The following is a 24,963-nucleotide window of genomic DNA, read 5'->3' on the forward strand; positions in this document are numbered from 1 at the left end:
TCATCCCCCCAGATGGAGCGTGAGTTTGGTGACGGCGAACGCCTCGGCGTACCGCGCGTGGCATTCGATGCCGCGGATGCGGGCGAGACCGAGGAAAGCCTCCCGGTCGTACCAGGGCCGGTGGCGCTGCGAGGGGTAGTGCTCCTGCAGCAGCTGCACCTTCCGTTCGGCGACCTCCGGCGACAGCGGCTGGTAGGCCACCGGACGCCCGAGGTCGCCGTCCCACTTGACGATCTCGTAGCCGAGCACGAGGTGGTCGCGGAAGGCGGTGGTCATCAGCTGCGCCAGGCCGCGGTGGTCCTGGTGCGCGTCGTCGGTGCGCGGCGCCAGGATCAGGTCCGGGTCGCTCTGCGCGCGCAGTTCCTCGACCGCGGCCTTGGCCTCCTCCCAGCGCGCGGGCAGCAGGCCGTCCGGCAACTTCAGTACGGTCAGACGCAGTTCGGCCCCCGGGCAGAAGGCGGCGAGCGCGGCCCGCTCCTCTTCCTCCCGCTCGCCGCCACCACCGGACAGCACCAGCGCGTCGACCCGGATGCCGGGCCGCGCCTGGCAGAGCGCCAGCAGAGTGCCACCGGCGCCGATGGCGATGTCGTCGCAGTGCGCCCCCACCGCGACGATCCGGTCCAGGGGCTGCGCCCCGAGGCGGATCACGCGGTCCCCGCCCTGGCGCCGGGGACGCCACCGGTGTTGCCCGCACCCGCGTCGCGCTCCCACACGGCCCAGGGGCGGTCACCGTGCGCGTAGGCGGAGTCCAGTAAGGCACGCTCCTTCACGGTGTCCGTCGGCTTCCAGAAACCGCGGTGCTGGTGCGCCACCAGCCGTCCCTGCTTGGCCAGTGCGGTGCAACCGTCGGCGACCAGGTCGCCGTTCTCGGGTATGTGGTCGAAGATCTCCTGACGGAGCACGAAGTAGCCCCCGTTCTCCCACAGCGGCAGCTCGCTCACCGCGGTGATGCCCTCCACCAGGCCCTCCTCGCCCAGCTCCACGCAGTGGAACGAGGACTGCGGCGGCACCACCATCATCGACGCCCCGGCGTCGCGCCGGGAGAAACGCTCGATCATCTCCGGCAGCGGGGCATCGGTCAGCACGTCGGCGTAGTTGGCGAGGAACATCTCGTCGCCGTCCAGGTGCTCGCGCACCCGGCGCAGCCGCTCACCGATCGGCGACTCGATGCCGGTCTGCACGAAGGTGATCGTCCAGGAGGATATGTCGGTGGACAGCAGCTCGGCCCGCCCGCCCCGCAGCACGAAGTCGTTCGAGGTGGTCTCTTCGTAGTTGAGGAAGAACTTCTTGATGTGGTCCGCGCCGTAACCGAGGCACAGGATGAACTCCGTGTGCCCGTAGTGCGCGTAGTAGCGCATGACGTGCCAGATCAGCGGCCGCGGGCCGACCATGGCCATCGGCTTGGGAACGTCATCGGAGGATCCGCTGCGCATGCGCATCCCGTAACCGCCGCAGAACAGTACGACCTTCATGCCTTGACCTCGACAATGCTCAGTTCCGGAATGGGGAAGACCAGGCGACCGCCCCAGTCGTGTACGAAGGACAGCTGCTCGATCAGCTCGTCCCGCAGGTTCCACGGGAGGATGAGCACGTAGTCGGGCTTGTCCACCGCGATCTGCTCGGGAGCCAGGATCGGGATGCGCGTGCCCGGGGTGAACCTGCCGTGCTTGTACGGGTTGCGGTCGACCGTGTAGGCGAGCAGGTCGGGCCGGATCCCGCAGTGGTTGAGCAGGGTGTTGCCCTTGCCCGGAGCGCCGTAGCCGACCACCGTCTCGCCGTTCTCGGCCGCGTCGATGAGGAACCGCAGCAGGTCCCGGCGGACCTTCGCCACCCGGGCGGAGAACTCGGTGTACCCGGACAGCTCCTGCAGCCCGGCGGCCTCCTCCCGGGCCAGCACGTCCGCCACCCGCTGCGTCGGCTCGCCGGCCACCTCGGCCGGCCGCGCCCACAGCCGGATGGAGCCGCCGTGCGTGGGCAGCAACTCGACGTCCACCAGGGCCAGTCCACCGCTCGCCAACGCCCGGATGGCGGAGGCGACGGTGTAGTACTGGAAGTGCTCGTGGTAGATCGTGTCGTACTGGTTCTCCTCGATCAAGGTCAGCAGGTGCTGCACCTCGATGGAGACCCAGCCGTCGTCCGCGACCAGGGCGCGCAACCCCCGCGTGAACCCGACCACGTCGGGGATGTGCGCGTACACGTTGTTCGCCGCGACCAGGTCCGCCGGCCCGTGCTCGGCCCGTACGGCCGCCCCGGTGTCCGGGTCCAGGAACGCCGTCAGCGTGGGCACGCCCGCCTCGCGCGCCGCGGCGCCCACGTTCACCGACGGCTCGACGCCCAGGCAGCGGATCCCCCGGTCCACCACGTGCTGGAGCAGGTAGCCGTCGTTGCTCGCGACCTCGACCACGAAGGAGTCGGGCCCCAGGCCCACCCGCTGGGCGGCATCGGCGACGAAGGTGCGCGCGTGCTCCACCCAGGACGTCGAATAGGAGGAGAAGTAGGCGTACTGCGTGAAGGTCTCCTCCGGCGTGATCAGCGGAGGGATCTGCGCGAGCCAGCAATCGGTGCATACCCGCAGGTGCAGCGGGTACGCCGGCTCCGGCCGGTCCAGTTCCTCCACGGCGAGAAAGCTCTCGCACGGCGGGGTCGCCCCCAGGTCGACGACGCTCGCCAGCGTCTCCGAGCCGCAGAGTCGGCATCGTGTCATCAATTGCCCCCATCCCTGCCCGCGCGGGTGCCCCGTCGCGAGCCAACGTGTGCATTTCCTACCGGCGGCGCACCGTCCCCGCCGCCGGACCGCACCGCGATCGCGGTGCGGTACCCCTCCAGCAGGCGCTCCAGCCCGACGGTCGGGCTGAACCCCTGCTCGTACCGGCGCCGGGCCGCCCGCCCCATCTCCCGGTTGCCCGCCGGATCGGTCGCGATCCGGCGCATGCGGGCCGCCAGCGAGGAGACCTCGCCCGGTCGGTGCAGCAACCCGCTCACCTCGTCCTCGACCAGCTCGACGAAGGCGCCGTGACCGGCGGCCACGGCCGGGACCCCGGCCGCCATCGCCTCCACGACCACCAGGCCGAAGGCCTCCAGCCAGGTCGAGGGAGCCACCACCGCGACCGAGCGCGCGATGGCCTCCCCGCACTGGGCCGGGTCGTAGAGGCCGACGTAGCGCACGTCCTCCCGGCCCGCCGCCCAGGCGGCCACCTCCCCTTCCAGCGGCCCCGTACCGGCGATCACGAGCGGTACGCCCACCCCACCGTCCGCGGCGAGCTCGTCCCACGCGGCCATCAGCAGCCGCACGCCCTTGACCTCCGCGAGGCGGCCCAGGTAGAGCAGGTGCTCGCCGGCGCCCGAGCGGCGCACGGACGGTTCGGGCACGAAGTTGTGCTTCACCCCCAGCCGCTCGGCCGGCATGCCGGCCCGCACCAGGACCTCCCGCTGCGCCGCGGAGATGCAGAAGAACCGCTCCACGCCCGACCACCACCGCCGCCGGTTGACCGACAGGCTGACCGCGAGCGGCACCGTCGCCAGCCGGGAGCCGCGGTAGCAGCCGTGCCGGACTGCGGGCAGCGGAGCCGCGCCGATGCAGTCGGTACACGGTCGACCGTCCCGCTGGAGCGTGCCAGGCGGGCAGACCTGCGTGTAGTTGTGCAGGGTGGCGACGGCGGGCACGCCGGCGTCGGCGCAGGCGGCCAGCACCGCGGGGGACAGCAGCGGGAAGACGTTGTGGACGTGCACCACGTCCGGCCGATCGGCGCGCAGCCTGGCGGTGAGCTCCGTGCGGACCGCCGGGTTCCAGGGGACCAGCAGCGGGATCGCGGCCTTGGACACCAGGGACCGGCCGCCGATGTCGTCACTGCGCCGCTCGAACACCTCGACCCGGTGACCGGCCCCGCGCAGCAGCGCGACCTCCTGGTCGACGACCTTGTTCTCCCCGCTCGGCTGCGCCGACGCGTAGCGGTTGTGCACCACGAGAACGTGCATGCTCATTTCACCTCCGAAGTCCGGGTCCATTGGGGCAGGCGTCGGCGCGCGGCCGCGGCCGGGGGCGTCGACGGGGCGGCGGCCGTGGCGGGCGCCGCCAGCAAGGAGGCGGCGACGGTCAGGTGCAGCAGGTACGGCGAGGCGTCGCCCAGCCCGGCCTCGGTGTAGGAGGCGATCGAGCAGTAGCTGACCAGGAAGATCGCGCAGGCCCGTTGGAGCGAGGGCGGGCGCAGCAGCGCGACGCCGCCCAGCACGATGATGGCGGCCGCCACCAACGCGGTGCCGACCAGGCCCTGTTCGTTGTAGACGGCCAGCCAGCTGTTGTCGATCGGCAGCCCGCCGTAGGACTTGTCGCCCAGGCCCGCGCCGAAGAGCTCCTGCAGGGTCGTCCGGGGGGCGGCCAACAGCGCGTCCCAGACCTTGGCCCGGCCCGTGAGGTTGGAGAAGTTCTCCTGGCTCTGTCCGCGCAGGAACCACGCCTGGAGCGCGGAGTTGAGCACCACCGCGACGAAGGTGGAGATCACCACCGCCCAGGCGAAGAACCGGCGGGCCGCTGCGCTGGTCAGTACGAGCGAACCGATCGCCAGCACCAGCCCGACGAGCAGGCCGAGCGTCGCCGTACGGGTGTGGGTCAGGGCGAGCAGGACGATGGAGGGCACGATGACCGCCGCCGCACTGGCGCCGCTGGTCCGCCGGCCCAGCAGGAGCAGCACGGTCAGCCCGATGATCACCGCGGCGTACTGGCCGATCTGCGGCGGGGTGAGCGGCCACAGCGCGCCCACCAGCCGGCCGCCGTAGAGGTCCGGCAGGGCCGCGCCCGGAGAGATGAGCAGGCCGGCGGCGACCGACGCGAGCACCGCGAAGTACAGCCGGATGTGGTGGCGCACGAACCGGTCGTCGCCGTCCCACCAGCGACTGAGCAACCACAACGTACCGACGAAGAGCCCGAGGCGCGTGCAGCGGAACAGCGCGCCGAAGCCGGACTCCAGGTTCACGCTGGAGATCACGCTCGGCACCAGCAGGAGGGTGAGCAGCAGCAGGAAGGCGCTGGCGCGCACCCGCAGCCGGAGGTTGAGCAGCAGCGCCAGCGCGAACGCGGCCACCAGCGAGCCCATCGTGGCCATCTGGATGAGGGAGCGGGGCAGCGGCACGATGGTCACCGCTCCGGCGGAACCCAACGTGTTGAGTATCAGCAGCCCCCAGGCGATCGCGACGCCCTTCGGCGCGCCCGTGGGACGCGCCCCGGCGTCGGACCGCGCCCCCGCGGCCTCCGGTCCGTCCGTCGGTCCGTCCGCCGGCCCGTCGAGCGTGGCCTCCGCGGCCATCTCAACCACCGTCCTGCGGCGAGAAGGTGCTGCCCGCGTCCTGCTGGTACGGCGCGCCCTGCCACTGCGCGAAGTCCAGCTCCCGGCTCGGGTCGTGGGCGATGAAGCTCCACGGCCCGGAGTAGACGTTGTCGTGCCAGCGGTTCTGCTGTTCGCGGGTGATCGCCTCCGCCACCGGCTCGCCCTTGTACGGGGACCAGTCCGGGTACGTCCCGTAGTTGGCCAGCACCGCCATGCGGCCGCACTTCACCGCGCACCCGACGACGGAGGTGTCCAGGACGAAGCGGTTGTGGTGGATGTCCACCCGCTGGGTCTTCCACCGGCAATCGGCGTAGAGCGGTGCGCCGGCGATCGCGGGCTGCGCGCAGCTGGCGATGGACTTCACCAGCAACGTGCAGTCACCGGAGGAGGTGTTGGCCGGGCTGTTGCAGAACCGGTCGGCGTTCTCCCACAGGGTGATCCCCGACCAGTTGTTCTCGAACAGGTTCTCGTACACCTCGATCTTGTCCGTGCGGGCCGGGACCCGTGGTTCACCACCGGACTCCGACAAGTAGACCGTCGCGAAGGGGAAGTTGTCGCCGTCATTGGCCTTCTTGCGGCCCTCGACCCAGTTGTTCCGCCGGATCGTGTTCTTGCGGATGACCGCGTTGTAGCTGGTCTCGTAGATCAGCGCGGCGCCGTCATTGGCTTCCAGCACGTTCTCCTCGATGCGGAAGTCGTTGTTGTTGGTGTCCGCCCAGATCCCGGGTCCGCGGTTGTCGTGCACCCAGTTGCCCCGTACATCGGCGCCGTTGACCGCCCAGAACTTGACGCCTCCGGTGCATCCGCACCCGGGCTGGCGCCGCTCCCAGTCGTCCGTGTCGTTGCCCACGATCTCGTTGCCCTCCACCACCAGATGGGTGATCGGGCTGCCGGACTTGTAGGCGTTCAGACCGTACTGTCCGTTGGCGCGCAGGCAGTTGGCCCGGACCTGCTGGCGGGCGCCGGCCATCAGCGCGGCGCCGGCGTTGTTCTGGATCGTCGCGTGCTCGATCACCCACCCGTCGGACGAGTCGTGGTTGACCACGCCCTCGTTCTGCGGCGCGATGAAGCCCTGCACCGTCAGGAAGCGGATGGTCACGTCGACACCGCCGCCGCCGAACGCGTACTGGTTGCTCTTCTGGCCGTCGAGCACCGCGCCCGGCGCGCCGAGGTAGGTGTCCCCGTCCTTGGGGATGACCTGGGCGTAGCGATCCGGATCGAGATTGTGCGTCCCCGGCCCGATCCAGAACGTGGTCTTGGGAGGGCTGCTCTTGGTCTTCGCCGCCAGGTCGCCGACGACCGCGGGGTCGACCGACACCGCCCCCGCCGGCGCCTGCGCCGGAGCGGCCGCGGGCTTGTCGCACACCCGGGCCACCGGCGTGGCGGCCGCCCCGGAAGAGGGCGCGCCGGACGCGGGCGACTTCCCGGACGGCTCCGACCGGTCGTCCGTCGAGCTCGTACAGCCGGTCACCGCGAGCAGGACCAGCAACAGCTGCGCCGTCGGCATCGCCCAGTGCCCCCTCTTGATCAAGACCCCTCCTCCCTAGTCCCGGAACGTGAGTACGGTGATGAACCCCTGCGTGCCGTCGGCGCTGCCGGTGCCGATCAGCGTGGTGGCGGGCTCCTTGCGGCCGAAACCGGCGGAGTACCAGCCCAACGGCGGATCGCTCTCGCCCCGGTGCGCCCGCCAGGACAGCTGCCCGGGCAGGTCGAGCACGGCGGAGCGGTCCTCGCCGTCCCGGGTCCAGGTGAGCACGGCCCGGTTCCCCACCAGCTCCGCGACGATCGCCGGGCCCAGGTGGAAGGCCAGCTGCGCCGTCCGGCCCGGGCCGTGCACCTCGTCGACCACCCGCACCTGCTGGCGCGCGCCGATCAGCTCGACCCGGCGCCGGTGGACGGAGGACCCGTAACCGTCGTGCTCGGCGCACCAGCGGGAGGTCCCCCCGATGGCGGCGTCGGAGGTGTCCGCGACCAGGACCTTGCTGCGGGCCTGCCGGGTCCACAGGAACGGGCCGCCGGAGACCGACTGGTCGGCGCCGTCCAACTGCAAGGTGTTGTGGCCGAGGGTCGAGCGGAAGTACTCTCGCCACCGCGGCTGCCCGTGGTAGCAGTACGTCCCCGGGTCGGCCAGTACGTCGACCCCGTCGTGGCGGACCTCCACGGACAGCGCGTCCGCGTGACCGTGCGCGGCGATCGACAGGAACCCGTGTGGGCCCCCGTCGCAGCGGCACCAGATCTCCCCCGGACCGCGCAGGATCGACATCCCCGCGTCGGAGAAGTGGACCGGCCGCTGCTCGGGGCGGCGCACCGCCGGCGCGCCCCCCGGCTCCGGGTACGACCGGATGAGGGCGGCCAGCAGTGGGGTGCGCACGTCCGTGCCGCCCGCCGCCGGCCACCAGGGGAGTCGGCCGTAGACCGCCTCCCCGGTGGCCAGCAGCGAGGCCCAGCGGTCCGTGCCCGCGCCGTCCACGATCAGGCCGTGCCCGTCGTCCGCGTCACCCTGGCGCGGAGGCCGCAGCCGGCCGTCCACGATCGCCGCGAGCGCGTCCGTCATCCGCAGCAGCACCACCCGCACCGTCGCGGGGACCGGCACGCCGGCCGCGTCCGCCTCGGCCACCGCGGCCAGCCCGAGCTCCAGGACCAGCCCGTGGTACTCGGTGGCCAACTCGCGGTTGAGGCCCGAGTGGAAGGTATTGCTCCGCAGGTGCCGCTCCAGCGACCGCAGCGCACCGGACCGCCAGCGCGCCGACTCCGGGAACCAGTCGAAGGCGCAGGCCGCGGCGAACTGCCCGGCGGTCTCGGCGATGACGTGGTTGTTCGCCGAGGAACCCCGGCTGGGGAAGGCGGCCAGCCACCGCTGGTGGTGCCAGATCTGTTCCAGCGCCACCGGGTTGCCCTCGAACAGGGCGGCCGCACCGGACCAGCCGTCGAGCAACCGGCGCACCCACACCCAGGACAGCAGTCGGATGCCCAGCTCGATGCCGCTGATCCAATGCACCCCGCGCAGCGGCGGGTTGCCCGCCCACCACGTCCGCAGGTGCTCGGCCACCCGCTCGGCGTACCGCTCGTCCCCGGTGACCGCGTAGGCGGCCGCGAGCACGGTGAGGTGCTGGTGCCGGGACGGCTCCCAGATCTGCTTGATGTCCCCGACCGCGTCCTCGCTGCGGTAGGGCACGTCGAAGGCGTACCCGGACGGCGCCCGGCGCCCGGTCTTCGGGTCGTACCACCAGTCCGGGTCGACCAGGTCGTCGCGTTCCACCCCGAAGTACTCGGCGCGCCCGGCCATCAGCCGGTCCGCCTGTACGACGAGCCGCTTCGCGGCGTCCGGTGCCACCGCGGCGAGCGCCCCGGCGGGCAGCACCGCGGTGAAACGGGCGCCGGTCACCGGGCGGCCGGCCGGTGGCGCGGTGCGCCACCGGCGCCGGCGCACCGCGTCGGCGACCCGACCGCCGACCTCCTGCGGGCCCATCCGGGACAGCCGCCGCAGGTACCAAGCCGGGCTCATGGTCATCGGGGCCCCGCCAAGGTCACCGGCGCGCCGCCCGCCAGACTGGCCTGGACGGCGAGGGTGGCCGCCGTGGTGGCGACCAGGGACTCCAGCGGCACCGGCATCGGTCCACCGGTCCGCACGGCCTTGATGAAAGCGGCGAGCTCGGCGGACTGGCCCTTGTCCCGGGCCTTGGGCAGCCGCGAGCTGACCCACCGCTTGCGGGCGTACACGGAGGCCCGGACGAAGTCGTCGAGCCTGAGCACCTTGCCGTCGGCGACCAGGTCCAGCGTCTCCTTGGGGAAGCCGGGGGCGCCGGTCGTCACGTAGCTCAGGGTGGCGGTGGACCCGTCCGGGTAGCGCAGGACGATCTGGAGGTCCTCGTTGCCGGAGGTCGCGGCCGCGTACACCGAGACCGGGTCGGCGCCGAGCAACCAGCTGGCCGTGTCGATGAAGTGGCCGCCCTCACCCGCGAACCGCGTTCCCTCGGTGCCCTGTTGCAGGTACCAGCTGCCGTGCCCGAGCCGGCCCGCGTTGACCAGGTAGCGCAGGCTCGCCGGACCGCTGCGGGTGCCGAACTGCTGCTTCGCCTCCCGCAGGATCGGCGCGAAACGCCGGTTGAAGCCCACCTGCAGCCGGTCGTTGCCCGACTCCTCCACCGCCGCGAGCACACCGGCCAGCTCGTCCTCGCCGAGGGCCAGGGGCTTCTCCACGAACACGGTCTTGCCGGCGAGCAGCGCCTTGCGGGTCAGGTCGGCGTGCGAGCTGTGCCGCGTGACCACGAACACGGCGTCGATCGCCGGGTCGCCGAGCACGGAGTCGAGGTCGGTGGTCGCCCCGCCGAAGCCGAACTTCCGCTGCGCGTTGGCCGCGGACAGCGCGGTCGTGGTGACGACCGTCGACAGCGTGACGCCGGCGCGCTCCGCCAGGTGCGGCAGCAGCATGGACGTCGCGTAGTTCCCCGCGCCGACGAACGCGAGGCGCACCGGAGCTGCGGCGGACCGGGTCGGCGCGGCCGACCGACGGCTGCTCGGTACCGCGGGCACGGCCACCGACGGGGCCGCGGCCCGGCCTTCCGCGGCCTGCTCGGGGTACTCGAACAGCACGGCCACGGCCTTGAGTTCGCCGTCCCCCAGCCGCTGGTAGGTCTTGACGGCGTCCTCGAAGTCGGCGATGTGCGAGATCAAGGGCTCCACGTCGACGCTGCCGCGGGCCATGAGGTCGAGGAAGCACGCCAGGTTGCGACGCTCGGTCCAGCGCACGTACCCGATCGGGTAGTCCCGCCCCTCCAGCTCGTAGGCGGGGTCGTAGCGCCCGGGGCCGTAGCTGCGGGAGAAGCGGACGTCCAGTTCCTTCTCGTAGTACGCGTTCCACGGCAGGTCGAGGCGGCACTTGCCGATGTCGATGACCCGGCCGCGGTCCCGGCTCAGCCGGGCGGCCAGCTCCACGGGCTGGTTGCTGCCGCCGCCGGCGGCCAGGTACACCTGGTCCACCCCGTGACCGCCGGTGAGGTCGGCGACGGCGGACTCCACCACCGCGGAACCGGGATCGCCGCAGGCCGCGGCGCCGAGGCTCGCGGCGAGCTCGCAGCGCACCGGGTCGGGGTCGGCCCCGATGACCCGGACCCCGGAGGCGGTGAGCAGCTGCACCACCAGCTGCCCGATCAGCCCGAGGCCGATGACCAGAGCCACCTCGCCGAGCGCGGACTCACCTTGGCGGACGCCCTGCATCGCGATCGACCCGACGGTACCGAAGGCCGCGTGCCGCGGCGCGAGTCCGTCCGGGAGCCGGGCGTAGAGGTTCTTGGGCACCCAGTTCAACTCGGCGTGCAGCGCGTGCTCGTTGCCCGCGCAGGCCACCAGATCGCCGACGGCCACGTCGTCGACACCGGCGCCCACCTGCTCGACCACCCCGCACAGCGAGTAGCCCAGCGGCGTGTAGGAATCGAGCTGGTTGTTCACCTTGCGGTAGGTGGCGGCCAGCCCGTTGGTGGCCACGCTCTGCACCACCTTGGCCACCTGGTCCGGCCGGGAGCGGGCCTTGCCCAGCATCGACATGCCGGCCTCGGAGACCTTCATCATCTCGGTCCCGGTCGAGATCAGCGAGTAGGCCGTGCGCACCAGCACACCACCCGGCTTGCAGCCGGGTACCGGCACGTCGAGTACCGCCAACTCGCCGCTCTTGTAGTTCTGCACCACTTGCTTCACGCGAACTCCTTGGAAATTGCCGTGCTGTTCACCGACTGCTCGGACCGGACCCGGAGGTCGCGTTGCGATACCAGTACTCCAGGGTCAACACGTGCCACAGGTGTTTGGAGAAGTCCCGATGCCCGGCGGCGTCCTCGGCCACCATCCGCGCCAGCGCGTCGCGGCGCAGGAAGCCGGAGTTGACGAGCACGCCGTCGTTCACCACCTCGCGCACCAGCGGCGCCAGGTCGCGGCTCATCCAGGCGCGCAGCGGAGCACTGAAGAGGCCCTTGGGCCGGTACACGATCTCCCGGGGCAGGATCGAGGTGGCCGCCTCCTTGAGCACGGCCTTGCCCTGCCGCCCGACGATCTTGCGGTCGCCCGGCACGGCGAACGCCGCCTTGACCACCTCGACGTCCACGTACGGCACCCGTACCTCGGTCGACGCGGCCATGCTGGAGCGGTCCGTGTAGGCGAGGTTCAGGCCCGGCAGGAACATCCTGGCGTCGCCCAGGCACATCCGGTTGACGAAGTCGTCGAGGTCGTTGTCCTCGTAGACGTCCGCGTGCTCGGTCAACACGTCGTCGACCGTCCCGGCCAGGTCAGGATCGATCAGGGCGAGCAGTTCGTCCTGGTCGTACATGGTGTAGCTGCGCCGGAACGCCGTCTCCTCCGGCAGGTCGGCGAAGGAGAGGAAACGCTTCGCGAACCGCACCGACCGGTACCCCCGGCGGGCCGAGGCCACCGGCAGCCGGTCCACGGCCGCGTACACCCCGCGCCGCAGCGGGCGCGGGACGCGCTGGTAGCGCAGCGCGAGCACGTTGGCCAGGTGCTTGCGGTACCCGGCGAACAGCTCGTCGGCGCCCATCCCCGAGAGCATCACCTTGACCCCGGCCTCGCGGGCGGCCGAGCAGATCAGGAACGTGTTGATCGCCGCGGGGTCACCGATCGGCTCGTCCAGGTGGTAGGTCATCTGCGGCAGCATTTCGAGCACGTTCGGAGCGATCTCGATCTCGTGCAGGTCGACCCCGAACTGCGCGGCCACCTGCCGGGCGTAGCGCAGGTCGTCCGGCATCGCCTCGAACTTGGCGTCCTCGGCGCGGAACCCGATCGTGTAGGCGGAGATCCCGGGGTGGTCACGAGCGGCCAGCGCGGTCAGGTAGCTGGAGTCCAGCCCGCCGGAGAGGAAGGTCGCCACCGGCACGTCGGACAGCAGGTGCCGGCGCGTCGAATCCTCGATGATGGCGGCCAGGTCCGGCAGCTCGCCGCTGCGGGCCCGGTCCCGGCCCTCCGAGGCGACGTCCCGCAGGTTCCAGAACCGGCCGCGCTCCACCCGACCGTCGGGCCGGCACCGCAGCCAGCTCCCCGGCGCCAGCTTCTCCGCCCCGCGCAGCGCGCAGCGCGAATCCGGCACCCAGTAGTACAGCAGGGAGGCCACCAACGCCGCGTGGTCCACCTCCATCGACCCGCCGGTGGCGGCGGCGAGCGCCTTGAGCTCGGACGCGAACACCAGCCCTTCGCCGCGCCGGAGCAGGAAGAGCGGTTTGATGCCCAGCTGGTCGCGGGCGAGCACCAGCTCGCCGGTCCGCTCGTCGAAGATGCCGAAGGCGAACATGCCGCGCAGCCGCGGCAGGCAGCCCGTGCCCCAGCGCCGCCACGCCTCCAACAGCACCTCGCTGTCGGAGGTGCCGCGGAAGCGGACCCCGGCGGCCACCAGCTCGGCGCGCAGCTCCGGCGCGTTGTAGAGCTCGCCGTTGTACGTCAGGACGAGACCGTCCGAGACCATCGGCTGGGCGCCCGTCTCGGACAGGTCGATGATGGCGAGGCGGCGGTGCCCGAGGTGCACCTCGCCGTCACCGACGGGGTGGCTGTACCGGCCCGCCCCGTCCGGCCCGCGATGGGCGAGGGTATCGGTGAGCCGGTCGGTCACGACCTTCCCGTCCGGCCAGCGATACGTGCCTGCGATGCCACACATGTACTACCGCGCTTCCTGGTCGATGTCCGGTACTCGTGCCCATGACGGCAGCTCCGTAGGCGCCCGTCCCTCCCCCACTGCCTGAACGGCGTGGGAGGTACCCCCACCGTTCTGCAGGGCCCCCCGCTCGCTCGGGCCGCGCGGCGCGGACCGTGGCCCGTCCCACAGCGTGCCGTCGGTCCGGTCCCGCGGATCGGGATCGATCAGCACCACGCCGACCACCGGTATCCGCTGGTCCGCGAGCTGCCGCGCCACGGTGTGCAGCCACGCGACGCTGCCGTGCCCGGCCCGCACGACCAGGACCGTCCGGGTGCCGAGGTACTGGAGGTCGGTCCACGCCGTGCCGGGCGCCACCGAGCCGACCCCGATCCGGCGCCCCTGGTGCGCCTCGGCCGCGCCGCCCTCGCCGCTGACCACGGTGGGGTCCCCCGGCTTCGGCCGGCGGCCCGAGAGCTGCGATCCCGGCAGACCGTCGACGACGACCACCGGCTCCTGTGCCCCCAGCGCCCCGGCGAGTTCCAGGGCGATCAGGCTCGTACCGCGCGCGCAGCCCAGCTCCAGCAAGGACAGGGGCTCCGCGGAGCCGCGTACGGTACGTGCCAGGGACGCGGTGAGCCGTTCGCGCGCCGCCCGGATCCGCTTGCGCCGCCACAGCCACGGCGACCGGCGGGGGAGTTCCGAGATGATCGAGACACCGAGGCTCCCCGCGATGTCGCGCCGCAGCACGGGTCGGTCCGCCACCACGGCCCCGATCGCGGCCACCACCAGCCCGAGGACGAGCCCGAGGACCAGCCCCACCCCGGCGTTGGTCGCGGCGGTCCTGGGCAGGGACACCCGCACCGTGCGCGGCGCGTCCACGACCTGCGTGCCCGCGATGAGCTGCGGGGTACCGACGCGCGCCTCCGCGGCGCGCTGGCCGAAGTCGGTGATCCGCGCGGTCAGTTCGGCCCGGCGGGCGTACAGCGACTCCGTGTTCGCCGAGGCCTTCGGCCCGCTCTGCTGCGGGGCGTCCCCGATCGACTTGTTGACCTGGGCGAGCTCGGTCTGCATGCGGTCGCGCTGATCGAGCAGCGTCTTGGCCTCCGCGTCCGCGGTCGCCTGGATGCGCTGCACGTGGTCCGCGACGAAGGCGTCCGCCAACGCCTTGGCCCAGGCCACCGCCTGCGCGTCACTGTCACCCGTGACGGTGATCTGCAGCAGGTTGTTGGTCAGCCCGATGCCCGCGTAGGCCTTCATGAAGTCTTCCGGCTTCTGCGTCGACTTCAGGGACTGCAGGGCCCTGCCGGCGATCTGCGTCGTCTGCAGCAGCGCGGCGTCGGTGCGGATCAGCGTCCCCGGGTCGTTCGGCTGGTCCGCCTGGTGCGCGACCAGCACCTTCGTCACCGCGGTCGGTGGCGGCGGCATCAGCACCGCGACGGCCGCGCCGAGGAGCATCCCCAACAGCGCCATGGAGGACCAGAGGCGGCGGCGCCTGCGCACCGCGACCACCAGCCCCTGCAGGTCCAGCAGCGGAGCCGCGGCCGACGGCTCGGAACCCGTACTCGTCGTCACCCTGAACGTCCTGCCGTGTCGTAGTCAACCGCGCTCGCCGATGTGATGTCGTCCGAAGGGTCCCCGGCGGTCCGCGCCGGACGGGCCCGGACCACGTCGGCGAGCACCACGCCGACGACCTCCTGCTCGGCGTCCGCGCACGCCCCCGCGATGCCGGTGAGTTCCCCCGCGGTCCAGCTGCCCGCGCTCAGGACGACCAGCGCCCCGCTCGCCCCGTCGCCGTCCGGCAGCATCGGCCGGGACACCGGGACCTCCATAACCCGCAGCGGCGGAGCGCCCCCGGCCTCGGCGACGAGCTGTTCGGCGGCCCGCCGGGCGACTCCGTCGCCCTCCGGAACCACCAGTAACAACGCTGTTGTGGACGGTAGTTGCTCACGCAGGCGGGCGCACACCCGCCGGTAGCGCAGCTGTCGGCCGGCCTCGTCGCCGGAGGTCTGCGGAGGCGGCGCGTCCCACCGGACGTCGAGGCCCAGCAGCCGGCGGATCCGGGCCCGCGAGCCACCGTCCTTCGCCCCGCGCACGACGCCCTCGCCCGGCACGTCGACGCTGCCCAGCACCGCCCCGCCCAGCGCGGCGGCGATCTCCGCCTCGCCGCGCAGCCGGCGGCTCATCCGGGCGGCGGCCAGATGGCCGATGACCCCGACGAGGAAGAACAGCAGCGCCCCGCCGATGATGAGCTGCAGCCGCGTCGGCGGCGCCTCGCCCGTCGGCAGGACCGCCGGCCCCATGACGACCATGTTGGCCTTGCCGGCGGCCGGGTTGACCTGGTCCAGCTTGGTCACGGCCTCCTGCAGCGCGGTGCGCAGCTTCGCGAGCTCCGTGCGGGTCTGCACGCCCTCCACCGACTGCCCCGGACCGGTCGCGTCGGCCAGCTCGTTGATGCGGCGGCTGGTCTGCACCACCATCTGGCGCAGCGCCTCGGGCTGCGACGCCGCCTCGGGGTCGGCGCCCGCGCCCGCGATCCGCGCCGCGAACGAGACGAACTGCTGCGCCACTTGGTCGGAGAGCTTCTGTGCGCGCTCCGGGGTGTCGGCCGTGCCCGAAATGTTGATGATGTTCCCGTCGGAGGCCGTGGCGATCACCTGCTCCCGCAGCTGACGGCCGCTCACCCCGGGCCAGCGCAGCGTGGCCGCCGCGCGGTCGACCACCACCGAACTGGTGGCGATCTGCGCCTGGGTCATCAACTCGCGCTCCTGCCACGCCCCTGGCAGCAGCACCGACGCGGACGTCGTGTACCGGGGCGGGAACAGCATGGAGGTGCCGTAGCCGAGCAGCGCGCCCACCACCGCGAGGATGGTGAGCAGCCGCCAGCGCCTACGGGTAATCCGGCCGATCGTGACCAGCCGTATCGTGTCATCACTCAACGGTGCGGTCTCCCTCGTGCCCGTGCCGTGCACCCGCCGCCGGCACCGGACCGCGGTCCCGGCAGGCGCGGGCGTAGGCGGCGAGCAGCGACGCCTGCGAGTTCCGCCAGGCGAGCGGACCACCGATCCGCTCCTGGCCGATCTTCCCCATCCGGGTCCGCTTCTCCGGATCGTCCAGCAGCTGCGCGATGAGCCCGGCGAACTCGGCCTCGTCGTTCGCGGGTGCGTAGACGGCGGCCTCACCCGCGGAGACGCGCGCCTCGCGGAGGTCGAAGGAGACGATCGGACGCCCCATCACCATGTACTCGAGGACCTTGTTCATGGTCGACACGTCGTTGAGCGGATTGTGCGGATCGGGGGAGAGGCACACGTCCGCGGTGGAGAGGTAACGCGCCAGGTCGGCGTCGGGTATGCGCCCGGTGAACTGCACGTGCTCCGAGAGCCCGAGCGTGCGGGACAGTTCCACCATCGCGTCGAAGGTGTCGCCGCCGCCGATGAACACCGCGTGCCAGTCCGTCCGTCCGAACCGGTCGCGCAGTTTCGCCAGGGAGCGCAGGGCGTAGTCGACGCCGTCCTGCGGGCCCATGACGCCGAGGTAGCACAGCAGATGGGGCTTGCCCCGCTTCAACTCCTCCTCGGCCGGCACCGGTTGGAACCGCTTGGTGTCGGGCGCGCTGCGGACCACGAAGACGTCCGACGGCTTGCGGCCGCCACGTGCCAGCGCGACGTCCCGGTAGCTCTCGTTCGTGGCGAGCACGACGTCCGCGGCCCGGTAGGTGCGCCGTTCCAACGCGCACACCGCGCGGTAGAGCAGGTCCTTGCCCCGGTTGAACCGGGAGAGGTACAGCTCGGGCACCAGGTCGTGCTGGTCGAAGACGAACCGCGAACCGCGCCGCTTCAACCACAGGGCGGGCAGGAACAGCAGGTCCGGCGGGTTGCAGGCGTGCACCACGTGGACCGGACCGACCTTGCGGGCCAGGCGCAGCGTGTGCCACAACGCCGTGCCGTACTCGCGGAGGTAGCCGGCCGGCCCTCCGGTGGCGGCCCGCAGCGGGTAGCGGTGGATCCGCACCCCGTCGATCTCGACCTCGGGCTCGGTGTCCCGCTTCTCGCCCTGCGGGCAGATGACGTGCACGGTCCACCCCGCGTCGCGCAGGGTCGTGCACTCCTGCCACACCCGCCGGTCGAAGGGCACCGAGAGGTTCTCCACCAGGATCAGCGCGCGTCGGCCCCGGCCGACGCCGCCGGTTGCGTTACCAAGCAAGGCCCACGTATCCCGGTTCGGCCCGGCGCACGTCGGCGTCGGGGAGGTGGACGAGGTCGATGATCACGGGGCCTTCGCCGTGCGGCAGGGCCGCGAGCACGGCCGGGTCGCCGGTCCCCACCAGGCACACCTCGGCGTGGTCGAGCACCTCGTCGACCGACTCCGCGAGGAGCTTCGCGAGGTGCGGCAGCCGCGTCTCGACGTACTCCCGGTTCGCACCGAGCAGCCGGGAGAGGTTCACGTTGGGGTCGTAGATCCGCAGGTCGTACCCCTTGCCGAAGAGCCGCTCCGCCAGCTCGACGAGCGGGCTCTCGCGCAGGTCGTCGGTGCCGGGCTTGAAGGACAGCCCGAAGATCCCCACCCGGCGCTTGCCGGTGGCCTCGACCAACTCCACCGCCCGCTGGAGGTGTTCGGCGTTGGACGGCAGGACGTGGGAGAGGATCGGCACGGCGACGTCGGCCTGCTGCGCCGCGTGGACCAGACTGCGCAGGTCCTTGGGGAGGCAGGAGCCGCCGAAGGCGAAGCCGGGCCGCAGGTAGGCGGAGCTGATGTTCAACTTGCGGTCGGCCAGGAACACGTCCATCACCTGGTACGAGTCCACCCCGAGCGCCTGGCAGATGGAGCCCAGCTCGTTCGCGAAGCCGATCTTGAGGCCGTGGAACGCGTTGTCCGCGTACTTGATCGCCTCCGCCGTCGGGATCGGCACCCGGAACACCTCGCCCGGCAGCCCGTCGTACAGCGCCGCGACCACGTCACCACTGGCCTCGTCGATCTGCCCGATGACCGTCTTGGGCGGGTCGAAGAAGTCCCGCACGCTCGTGCCCTCCCGCAAGAACTCCGGGTTGACCGCGACGCCGAAGTCCACGCCGGCCGTGCCGCCGGCGTACTTCTCCAGGATCGGCACCAGCAGGTTCAAGCAGGTGCCCGGCAGCATGGTGCTGCGGAACACGACGGTCTGTCGCCCGCCGCGCTCGGCCACCGCGGCACCGATCTCCTCGGTGACCCGCTCCAAGTAGGTGGTGCACAGACTGCCGTTGGGCTCCGAGGGCGTGCCGACGCAGACCAGCGACACGTCGCTGTTCATGATCGCCTCGCGGACGTCGCCGGTGGCGCGCAGCGCCCCGCTCCGTACGACCTCGGCGATGAGCTCGCCGATCTTCTCCTCGACCACCGGGGCCTTGCCGGCGTTGACCAGGTCGACCTTCACCTGGCTGACGTCGACACCGATGACCTCGTGGCCCAGACTGGCCAGGCACGCGGCTGATACGCAGCCCACGTAGCCGAGACCTAAGACACTGACCTTCATGACCCGTTCCTCCCCCTCAACAGGCCCTCTTGGCCTGCCAACCGCCCACTGACCTGACTGAACCCGCCGCGCATCAGTACGCCCCCTGCCCCTGGAGCACCGCGCGGAGGGTCTTCCACAAAATCACCGCGTCGAGGGCGAGCGACCAGTCCTCCACGTACCGGAGGTCCAACCGCACCGCCTCCTCCCACGGCAGGTCACTGCGCCCGCTCACCTGCCAGAGGCCGGTGAGCCCGGGCTTGACCAACAGTCGCCGCCGGATGTCCGGGCCGTAGGCGGCGGACTCCTCCGGGAGCGGGGGTCGCGGACCGACGAGCGACATCGAGCCGGTGAGCACGTTGAAGAGCTGCGGGAGCTCGTCGATCGAGTACCGGCGCAGCACCGTGCCCACCCGGGTCACCCGCGGGTCCCGGCGGAGCTTGAACAGCAGGCCCGCGCCTTCGTTGCGGTCGGCCAGTTCCGCCCGCGTCCTGTCGGCCCCGGCGACCATGGTGCGGAACTTGACGATGGTGAACTCGCGGCCGTCCTTGCCCACCCGGCGCTGGTAGTAGAGCACCCCGCCCCGGCTGTCCATCAGCACGAGCACCCCGACGAGCAGCATGAGCGGCGCGAACAGCATCAACAGGATCGCCGCACCCATGCGGTCGACGACCTCTTTGATCGCCCGACGACCCCCGGTGAAGATCGGCATCGTGACCCGCAACAGCGGGATCCCGAGCACCCCGTCGACGTGCAGGCGCGGGCCGGCCACCTCCATCAGTACGGGCGCCACGACCATGTCGGCGTCGCTGCCTTCGAGGTTCCACGCCAGTCGCTGGAGCCGGTTCGGCGACCAGTGCGGGTCCGGTGTGACCGCGACGACGCGGTAGCCGTCGCGCTGCACGTGGCTCGGTACGTCCGACAGGCGGCCCACGACCGGCACTCCGGCGAGCTGGTCACCGTCGAAGCCGAGACCGTCCGGCGTGCACACCGCGTCCACCCGCCAACCGAGGTGCGGGAACTTGCGGACTCTGGTGATCAGGTCGAGCACGGTGGCCGGGCTGCCGGCGGCGAGCACCGGCCGCAGGCAGCGGCCCTCCTTGCGCTGTTTGTGCAACCACAGGCGCAGCACGTAGCGGGCGATCATGGTGACGACGGCGATCGCCGGGGTCGCCACGAAGATCCAGAGCTTGATGTTGGTGGAGGTGAGGGCGATCCCGCCGAGCGCCAGCACGACGGCCGTCGCGAACAGTGAGCGCCCGAGTCGGCGGAACTCCTCGGCGCCCTGGCCGAGTACGGCCGGCGCCCACGACCGGCCGACCGTCATCGAGCCCAGCACCAACAGCTCGGTGCCGAATGCGAGGATTCCCCATTTCTCATGCCAGTTGGCCGCGTCCCTGGCCCCGAAGAAGGCGCCGATCGCGGTCACGACGGCCGCGGTCGTCACCGTATCGGTGGTGATGACGGTCCGTCGGTACCGCTGCTCCCAGTCCATGGCGGGGCGACTGATAGACCCGTTCGCCGACCGCCCGCGCGCCGCCGGAAACGGGCTGGCTAATTCCCTCTGCTGCACAGGACCCCCCCAGGTCGCCAGTGCTCCGGCGTCTTTGCCTCGCACTGTTTAATCCCACGGGAGGACCCGCCCCCCGAAATGTGGCATACCAGGTATTGCAGCTTTGCTTGAACACGTGCCTACGGGTGGCGGACCCGCATGTTCTACCAGAGTCGTGAGGTGTGCGGGAAGTCGTAGAAGTCCCGGATGTTCCCTGCGCCCCCCTCGGGCTCAAGGAATCGATCACTGCCACGTCCGGCGCAGAGGATACGGCAGCCGGCTGTGTGTCGCACCAAAACAATAGATCGTCATTTGTCGCCCGGTGTCCAAGTATCTGGAGCACGCGGGTCAATCTAGACCATCGCAGGCCGTCCGGAGAGGTGATGTGTACAAGTTGCGGTCAAGCTGCGAAGACGGCGCCATCCACGGGTCCTCCTCCGAGGGTCCCCTGGTGACAGGCGCATGCCGTGTGACCTGTGAGGACGGTGATCGGCAGGTGGCGGATGGGGTGGCCGAATCCATGTCACATCTGACTGACGGATGATCACGAACCAGCGACATGGCGCTCGTTGCCCGCACCGGTACCTACTCGGGGTCGTGGATCACGGTCCGGCCGGCAGTGGATCGGGTCGTCCGGGGCGCGGAGAGGGGCGCCGAACTCCTGTGGAGCGGGCGGACGTCGGGAGCCGGCCGCGGCGGAGTCGGACCCGGCCCGCCGCGATCGCGACGCGGCTCTCTGGCGCGTACGCGCGACGGGCGCAGGTCTGGACCGCGAGGAGCTCTCGGAGTGGCCCTTTTCCCCCCGGATGCGACGTGTTCACGTGCAAGCAATGCGGCGGTTGCCATCACGCGATCTCAGCGAGAATTTCCGTGCTCGGCCGGCGGTGCAATTGCGTTGTGAGGAAAGGCGCGTTGCCCGGAATCGAGCCTCTGCCTCCCCTCGCGATTTTCGGGAAAGGGCGGCACGGAATCGTGGGCTCCAGGCGGCCGACGGGCATCGCTGCGGCATGGATCCGACCTCGAATCCGCTCCGTGGCACACGCGACGGGGTGTTGCGGAGCGAAGTTCGTGCGGCGTACGGACTTTTGCCCGGTCGGCCGATAGCGCGGCATTCCGCTTTGATTTCCAACTGCCAATCGGCAGCCGTTCAGGAGCCGGTCCTACAGGGTGGCGAGCCAGTCGGTCAGGAGCTGGTTCGTCTCGGCCGGCCGCTCCTGCTGGATCCAGTGACCACAACCCTCCAGGATGCGGGAGGAGGTGAGCCCGGGCAGCGTCGTGGAGTGGGCCTCGATCGCCGCCGCCAGCCAGGTGGTGGAGGCGTCGAGGGCGCCGCCGATGTACAGCGAGGGCTGGGGGATGGGGGCTCCGTCGAAGCCGGCCAGGTCTTCCCAGTCGCGGTCCATGTTCCGGTACCGGCTCAGCGCCGCGCGCAGACCGGTCCGCTCGAACTCCCCGGCGTAGAAGTCGAGGTCGCTCTCCCCGAGCCAGGCCGGCGACCGGTCGGTGGGGAACCGCTCGCGCAGGGTCCCGCCCCGGCGGACGAAGTGCGGGGCGGGTGCGCCCGCCGCGGGCATGGTGTCGCCGGACAGGGCGGCGTAGAACCCCGCGAGCCAGCCGCGCACGTCGGGCTCGATCTCGGCCTCCGCCCGGCCGGGCTCCTGGAAGTAGGAGACGTAGAACTCCTCCTCCCCGCCCATCCGCGCGAAGAGCTCGCTCGGCTTCGGCCCGCCGCGCGGGGCGTAGGGAATGCTGAGCAACCCCACCGCACGGAAGAGGTCGGGCCGGACCAGGGCCGAGGCGGCGGCGATGGACGCACCCCAGTCGTGCCCGATGACGACGGCCGACCGTTCGCCCAGGGCCTCCACCACCGCGGCGTTGTCCGCCACCAGCTCCGCCATCCGGTAGGCGTCCGTCTCGTGGGGGGCGGAGGAGCGACCGTAGCCGCGCACGTCGATCGCGACCGCGCGGTACCCGGCGGCGGCCAGCGCGGGGAGCTGGTGGCGCCAGGAGTACCAGGACTCGGGGAAGCCGTGCACGAGGAGGACGAGCGGCCCGGTGCCCTGCTCCACCAGGTGGATCCGGCCCGCGGGCGAGGGGACCAGGCGGTGGGTGACGTCCAGGGCCAGCGGTGACATGGATCCTCCAGGTGCTCGACCTCCCCGGTGTGGAGATCGTTTAGCTGATCATGGGGGGAGCGGCGGGGCGAGCGCGAGTCGCACGGGCACTTCGCGGGGGCCGGCGGCCGGGCCGCCGGCGGGGGCTGCGAAGGATCAAGGACCCGTACGGCGATAAAGGCGGGGTTCGGGGGTAGACGCCAGCCGAAGCGCCACGGCGGAGCGAACGCCCCGCCGTGTTCCCCACCTGAGAGCGAGGGCACCATGCTTGCCGTCGGGCTTATTCTCCTGATCGTCGGGTTCCTGACCGGAATCTCCATCCTCTGGACCATCGGCGTCATCCTGCTGGTGGTGGGAGCAGTCCTGTGGATCATGGGCTCGGTCGGACACGCCGTCGGCGGCCGACGCCACTACTGGTAGTCGGTGCGCACCCGTGCTGCCGCACCCCACCCCTGCCACATCCACCCCCTGCCGCTACTACCCGCCCTACCGGGAGGAGTTGTTCTTCGCGTGACTGAGCACGTATGGAGCTACACGTCGACCTCGGGCCACCTGGCCGGCACGGATCTGACCGGCTACAAGGTCGAGGCGACCGACGGGACCATCGGCAAGGTCGACAAACACTCCGACGAGGTCGACGACGCCTACCTGGTCGTGGACACCGGAGTCTGGATCTTCGGCAAGGAGGTGCTGCTCCCGGCGAGCAGGGTCGTCAGCATCGACCCGGAGGAACGCACCGTGTTCGTGGACCGGACGAAGGGACAGATCAAGGACGCCCCCGAGTTCCACCGGGACGAGCACCTCGGCGACCCGCGCTACCGGGACGCGCTGAGCACCTACTACGGGACCGGATTCCCCTTCGGCCTGCCGCCGATCTGACCGGCGCGGGCAGCGTGGTCGCGGGTGGGCGAGCACGGTGCGCACGAGCACGGGCAGCGGGCCCGGACTCCCTGAGTCCGGGCCCTGATTCCGGGCCCTCGCGCCGCGCGTCAGGCCGGGCGGTCCTGCGGAGCCACCACCGTGAACAGCGCCCCGTCGGCATCGGCCAGTACGACCGACCGGCCGGTGGGCGTGGACTGCACAGGGGAGGCCATCCTGCCGCCGAGGCGGGTGGCGGCCTCGATCGCGCCCTCCAGGTCCGGCACCCGGAAGTGCACGTGCCAGCGCGGACGGACCTGCGGGTCCGGATCCTCGTCGAGCGCTCCGCCGCTGATGCGGGCGACGGCGTCCCGGCCGTGGCGCAGGACGACGTGGTCGTGCTCGTAGGAGACCGTGCAGCAGCCCGACGGCTCGCCGGCCCAGTCCAGGATCTCGCCGTAGAAGATGGCCGCGGCGAAAGCGTCGCGCGTACGCAGTTCCAACCACGCGGGGGCGCTGTCGTGGCCCACGCTCCAGTCGGGGATGACCTTGCCCTGCCAGAAGCCGAAGGCGGCCCCCGCCGGGTCCGAGGCCAGCCCGGCCCGTCCCGTGCCGAAGGGGAGGGGGCCCACCGCCATCGTGGCCCCGCGCTCCCGGATCCGGTCCGCCGTGACGTCGACGTCCTCGACGGCGAAGTACGGCGTCCAGGCCACCGGCACCCCCAGACTGCCGGCCAGCGCGCCGATGCCGGCCACCGGGGCCCCGTCGTGGAAAGCGACGGAGAAGCCGTCGCCGAGGCGGGTGGGGCGGAAGTCCCACCCGAGCACGGCGCCGTAGAAACCCTGGGCGGAAGCGAGGTCCCGGGCCATCAGGCTCACCCAGCACGGCGCACCGGACATCTCATGGCTCGATGTCGACACAGCTGCCCACCTCATCTGCCGGACACGGCTACGGGACCCTTCCACCGTAGACCCGCCGGCCGCGCCGGTCGGCGAGGCACGGGCCGCGCCCACCCGTACGTACGAATGGCCCCGCGGGGAATGCCCCACTGGGGTATCGCCGCGGTGTGCCGGGCCCCGCGCGGGACCCGGCACGGGGTTAGGCTCGGGACGGGGCGGGAGGAAGGGAAGGGCCCATGTGCCGCTGGCTCGCCTACTCGGGTTCGCCCATGCTCCTCGACGCCGTGCTCTACCGCCCCGAGCACTCGCTGATCAACCAGAGCCTCCATGCCCGGATGGGCGCCGAAGCGACCAACGGCGACGGCTTCGGCATCGGCTGGTACAGCGCGGACGGCGACGGCACCCCGGCGATCTTCCGGGACATCGCACCGGCCTGGAACAACCGGAACCTGCGCGAGCTGGCCGCCCACGTCCGCTCCCCGCTGTTCTTCGCGCACGTACGCGCCTCGACGGGCTCGGCCGTACAACAGACCAACTGCCACCCCTTCCGCCACGGACGCTGGCTGTGGATGCACAACGGAGCCATCGCGGAGTTCCACCGGCTCCAGCGGGACCTGGTCATGGCCGTCGACCCGGCGCTCTTCCCGTCCATCGAGGGGTCCACCGACTCCGAGGTGATGTTCTACCTGGCGGTCACCTTCGGGCTCGATCAGGACGTCCCCGGCGCGGTGGCCAGGATGGCGGGGCTGGTGGAGCGGCTCGGCAAGGAGCACGGGGTACCGGAACCGCTCCAGATGACCGTCGCGGTCAGCGACGGAGCACGCGTCTGGGCCTTCCGCTACTCCAGCAGGGGGAAGTCCCGCTCGCTCTTCTACAGCAGCCGCGCCGAGACCGTCCGCCACCTCCACCCGGAGCTGGACTACCTCCGCGAGATCTCCGACGAGACGCGCATCGTGGTCTCCGAGCCGCTGGGAGACCTGCCCGGGGTGTGGAACGAACTGCCCGAGGCCAGCTACACCGTGATCCCCGCCGCTCCGGGAACGGACTACCTCCCCTTCCTCCCCGAGCTGCCGGACGCCACCCGACTGCCCTGACGGTCCGGAGTCC

The 24,963-nt window shown here is 71.6% G+C and carries 19 protein-coding genes; 3 read left to right on the top strand and 16 right to left on the bottom strand.

Going from position 1 to position 24,963, the window contains the following annotated elements:
- The 15 genes from ACIBEA_RS22940 to ACIBEA_RS23010 all read right to left on the bottom strand — a co-directional run bounded on the left by ACIBEA_RS22940 (nt 1) and on the right by ACIBEA_RS23010 (nt 22,120).
- Nucleotides 1-648, bottom strand: coding sequence for a PIG-L deacetylase family protein (locus ACIBEA_RS22940; RefSeq protein WP_399263727.1), 648 nt, complete (start codon nt 646-648; stop codon nt 1-3).
- The gene (locus tag ACIBEA_RS22945; protein WP_399263729.1) at nt 645-1,472 is read right to left on the bottom strand and encodes a sugar phosphate nucleotidyltransferase; all 828 of its coding nucleotides are present in this window, start codon (nt 1,470-1,472) and stop codon (nt 645-647) included. Before ACIBEA_RS22945 ends, ACIBEA_RS22940 begins: the two co-directional genes overlap by 4 nt.
- Nucleotides 1,469-2,704: a methyltransferase domain-containing protein gene (locus ACIBEA_RS22950; protein ID WP_399263731.1), complete on the bottom strand. Its 1,236-nt coding sequence runs from the start codon at nt 2,702-2,704 to the stop codon at nt 1,469-1,471. Before ACIBEA_RS22950 ends, ACIBEA_RS22945 begins: the two co-directional genes overlap by 4 nt.
- Nucleotides 2,704-3,975: a glycosyltransferase gene (locus ACIBEA_RS22955; RefSeq protein WP_399263961.1), complete on the bottom strand. Its 1,272-nt coding sequence runs from the start codon at nt 3,973-3,975 to the stop codon at nt 2,704-2,706. The genes ACIBEA_RS22950 and ACIBEA_RS22955 overlap by 1 nt, the downstream gene beginning before the upstream one ends.
- A gap of 2 nt (nt 3,976-3,977) precedes the next feature.
- The gene (locus ACIBEA_RS22960; protein ID WP_399263733.1) at nt 3,978-5,300 is read right to left on the bottom strand and encodes an O-antigen ligase domain-containing protein; all 1,323 of its coding nucleotides are present in this window, start codon (nt 5,298-5,300) and stop codon (nt 3,978-3,980) included.
- A gap of 1 nt (nt 5,301) precedes the next feature.
- Nucleotides 5,302-6,828, bottom strand: coding sequence for a right-handed parallel beta-helix repeat-containing protein (locus ACIBEA_RS22965; protein WP_399263963.1), 1,527 nt, complete (start codon nt 6,826-6,828; stop codon nt 5,302-5,304).
- A gap of 36 nt (nt 6,829-6,864) precedes the next feature.
- Entirely contained in the window at nt 6,865-8,832 is a 1,968-nt protein-coding gene (locus ACIBEA_RS22970) for an alginate lyase family protein (RefSeq protein ID WP_399263735.1), read from the bottom strand.
- The gene (locus tag ACIBEA_RS22975; protein WP_399263738.1) at nt 8,829-11,015 is read right to left on the bottom strand and encodes a bi-domain-containing oxidoreductase; all 2,187 of its coding nucleotides are present in this window, start codon (nt 11,013-11,015) and stop codon (nt 8,829-8,831) included. The genes ACIBEA_RS22970 and ACIBEA_RS22975 overlap by 4 nt, the downstream gene beginning before the upstream one ends.
- 28 nt (nt 11,016-11,043) lie before the next feature.
- Entirely contained in the window at nt 11,044-12,969 is a 1,926-nt protein-coding gene (gene asnB, locus ACIBEA_RS22980) for an asparagine synthase (glutamine-hydrolyzing) (protein ID WP_399263740.1), read from the bottom strand.
- 3 nt (nt 12,970-12,972) lie between these two features.
- Complete coding sequence (locus tag ACIBEA_RS22985; RefSeq protein WP_399263742.1) at nt 12,973-14,520, bottom strand: Wzz/FepE/Etk N-terminal domain-containing protein; 1,548 nt, start codon at nt 14,518-14,520, stop codon at nt 12,973-12,975.
- On the bottom strand, nt 14,517-15,884 hold the full coding sequence (locus ACIBEA_RS22990) for a Wzz/FepE/Etk N-terminal domain-containing protein (protein ID WP_399263744.1): 1,368 nt from the start codon (nt 15,882-15,884) through the stop codon (nt 14,517-14,519). Before ACIBEA_RS22990 ends, ACIBEA_RS22985 begins: the two co-directional genes overlap by 4 nt.
- Nucleotides 15,877-17,148, bottom strand: coding sequence for a glycosyltransferase family 4 protein (locus tag ACIBEA_RS22995; protein ID WP_399263746.1), 1,272 nt, complete (start codon nt 17,146-17,148; stop codon nt 15,877-15,879). Before ACIBEA_RS22995 ends, ACIBEA_RS22990 begins: the two co-directional genes overlap by 8 nt.
- The gene (locus ACIBEA_RS23000; RefSeq protein ID WP_399263748.1) at nt 17,138-18,454 is read right to left on the bottom strand and encodes a nucleotide sugar dehydrogenase; all 1,317 of its coding nucleotides are present in this window, start codon (nt 18,452-18,454) and stop codon (nt 17,138-17,140) included. The genes ACIBEA_RS22995 and ACIBEA_RS23000 overlap by 11 nt, the downstream gene beginning before the upstream one ends.
- A 73-nt stretch (nt 18,455-18,527) precedes the next feature.
- Nucleotides 18,528-20,006 carry a sugar transferase gene (locus tag ACIBEA_RS23005; protein WP_399263750.1) on the bottom strand — a complete coding sequence of 493 codons (1,479 nt, stop codon included), beginning with the start codon at nt 20,004-20,006 and terminating at the stop codon, nt 18,528-18,530.
- A 1,139-nt stretch (nt 20,007-21,145) separates the two neighbouring features.
- Nucleotides 21,146-22,120, bottom strand: a complete 975-nt coding sequence (locus ACIBEA_RS23010; RefSeq protein WP_399263752.1) for an alpha/beta fold hydrolase — start codon at nt 22,118-22,120, stop codon at nt 21,146-21,148.
- A gap of 243 nt (nt 22,121-22,363) precedes the next feature.
- Here ACIBEA_RS23010 and ACIBEA_RS23015 point away from each other — a divergent pair, with 243 nt between their 5' ends.
- Together ACIBEA_RS23015 and ACIBEA_RS23020 are read left to right on the top strand one after the other, a co-directional pair.
- Entirely contained in the window at nt 22,364-22,519 is a 156-nt protein-coding gene (locus ACIBEA_RS23015; RefSeq protein ID WP_354381620.1) for a DUF6131 family protein, read from the top strand.
- A gap of 90 nt (nt 22,520-22,609) precedes the next feature.
- Nucleotides 22,610-22,978, top strand: coding sequence for a PRC-barrel domain containing protein (locus tag ACIBEA_RS23020; protein ID WP_399263754.1), 369 nt, complete (start codon nt 22,610-22,612; stop codon nt 22,976-22,978).
- 110 nt (nt 22,979-23,088) lie between these two features.
- Here ACIBEA_RS23020 and ACIBEA_RS23025 read toward each other — a convergent pair whose 3' ends face one another.
- The gene (locus ACIBEA_RS23025) at nt 23,089-23,826 is read right to left on the bottom strand and encodes a VOC family protein (RefSeq protein ID WP_399263965.1); all 738 of its coding nucleotides are present in this window, start codon (nt 23,824-23,826) and stop codon (nt 23,089-23,091) included.
- Nucleotides 23,827-24,092: 266 nt separating this feature from the next.
- On the opposite strand from ACIBEA_RS23025, the gene ACIBEA_RS23030 reads away from it, so the two are divergent.
- Complete coding sequence (locus ACIBEA_RS23030; RefSeq protein ID WP_399263756.1) at nt 24,093-24,950, top strand: class II glutamine amidotransferase; 858 nt, start codon at nt 24,093-24,095, stop codon at nt 24,948-24,950.
- The last annotated feature ends 13 nt before the right edge of the window (nt 24,951-24,963 follow it).

This window comes from Streptomyces sp. NPDC051555 (genome assembly GCF_044454405.1).
Lineage (GTDB): Bacteria > Actinomycetota > Actinomycetes > Streptomycetales > Streptomycetaceae > Streptomyces.

What these genes read in the sequence shown, in the direction of transcription:
- asnB (WP_399263740.1), bottom strand. Translation starts at nt 12,969, where the DNA reads ATGTGTGGCATCGCAGGCACGTATCGCTGGCCGGACGGGAAGGTCGTG.
- ACIBEA_RS22965 (WP_399263963.1), bottom strand. Translation starts at nt 6,828, where the DNA reads ATGCCGACGGCGCAGCTGTTGCTGGTCCTGCTCGCGGTGACCGGCTGT.
- ACIBEA_RS22950 (WP_399263731.1), bottom strand. Translation starts at nt 2,704, where the DNA reads ATGACACGATGCCGACTCTGCGGCTCGGAGACGCTGGCGAGCGTCGTC.
- ACIBEA_RS23015 (WP_354381620.1), top strand. Translation starts at nt 22,364, where the DNA reads ATGCTTGCCGTCGGGCTTATTCTCCTGATCGTCGGGTTCCTGACCGGA.
- ACIBEA_RS22955 (WP_399263961.1), bottom strand. Translation starts at nt 3,975, where the DNA reads ATGCACGTTCTCGTGGTGCACAACCGCTACGCGTCGGCGCAGCCGAGC.
- ACIBEA_RS23000 (WP_399263748.1), bottom strand. Translation starts at nt 18,454, where the DNA reads ATGAAGGTCAGTGTCTTAGGTCTCGGCTACGTGGGCTGCGTATCAGCC.
- ACIBEA_RS22970 (WP_399263735.1), bottom strand. Translation starts at nt 8,832, where the DNA reads ATGACCATGAGCCCGGCTTGGTACCTGCGGCGGCTGTCCCGGATGGGC.
- ACIBEA_RS22945 (WP_399263729.1), bottom strand. Translation starts at nt 1,472, where the DNA reads ATGAAGGTCGTACTGTTCTGCGGCGGTTACGGGATGCGCATGCGCAGC.
- ACIBEA_RS23030 (WP_399263756.1), top strand. Translation starts at nt 24,093, where the DNA reads ATGTGCCGCTGGCTCGCCTACTCGGGTTCGCCCATGCTCCTCGACGCC.
- ACIBEA_RS22960 (WP_399263733.1), bottom strand. Translation starts at nt 5,300, where the DNA reads ATGGCCGCGGAGGCCACGCTCGACGGGCCGGCGGACGGACCGACGGAC.
- ACIBEA_RS23025 (WP_399263965.1), bottom strand. Translation starts at nt 23,826, where the DNA reads ATGGCCCGGGACCTCGCTTCCGCCCAGGGTTTCTACGGCGCCGTGCTC.
- ACIBEA_RS23010 (WP_399263752.1), bottom strand. Translation starts at nt 22,120, where the DNA reads ATGTCACCGCTGGCCCTGGACGTCACCCACCGCCTGGTCCCCTCGCCC.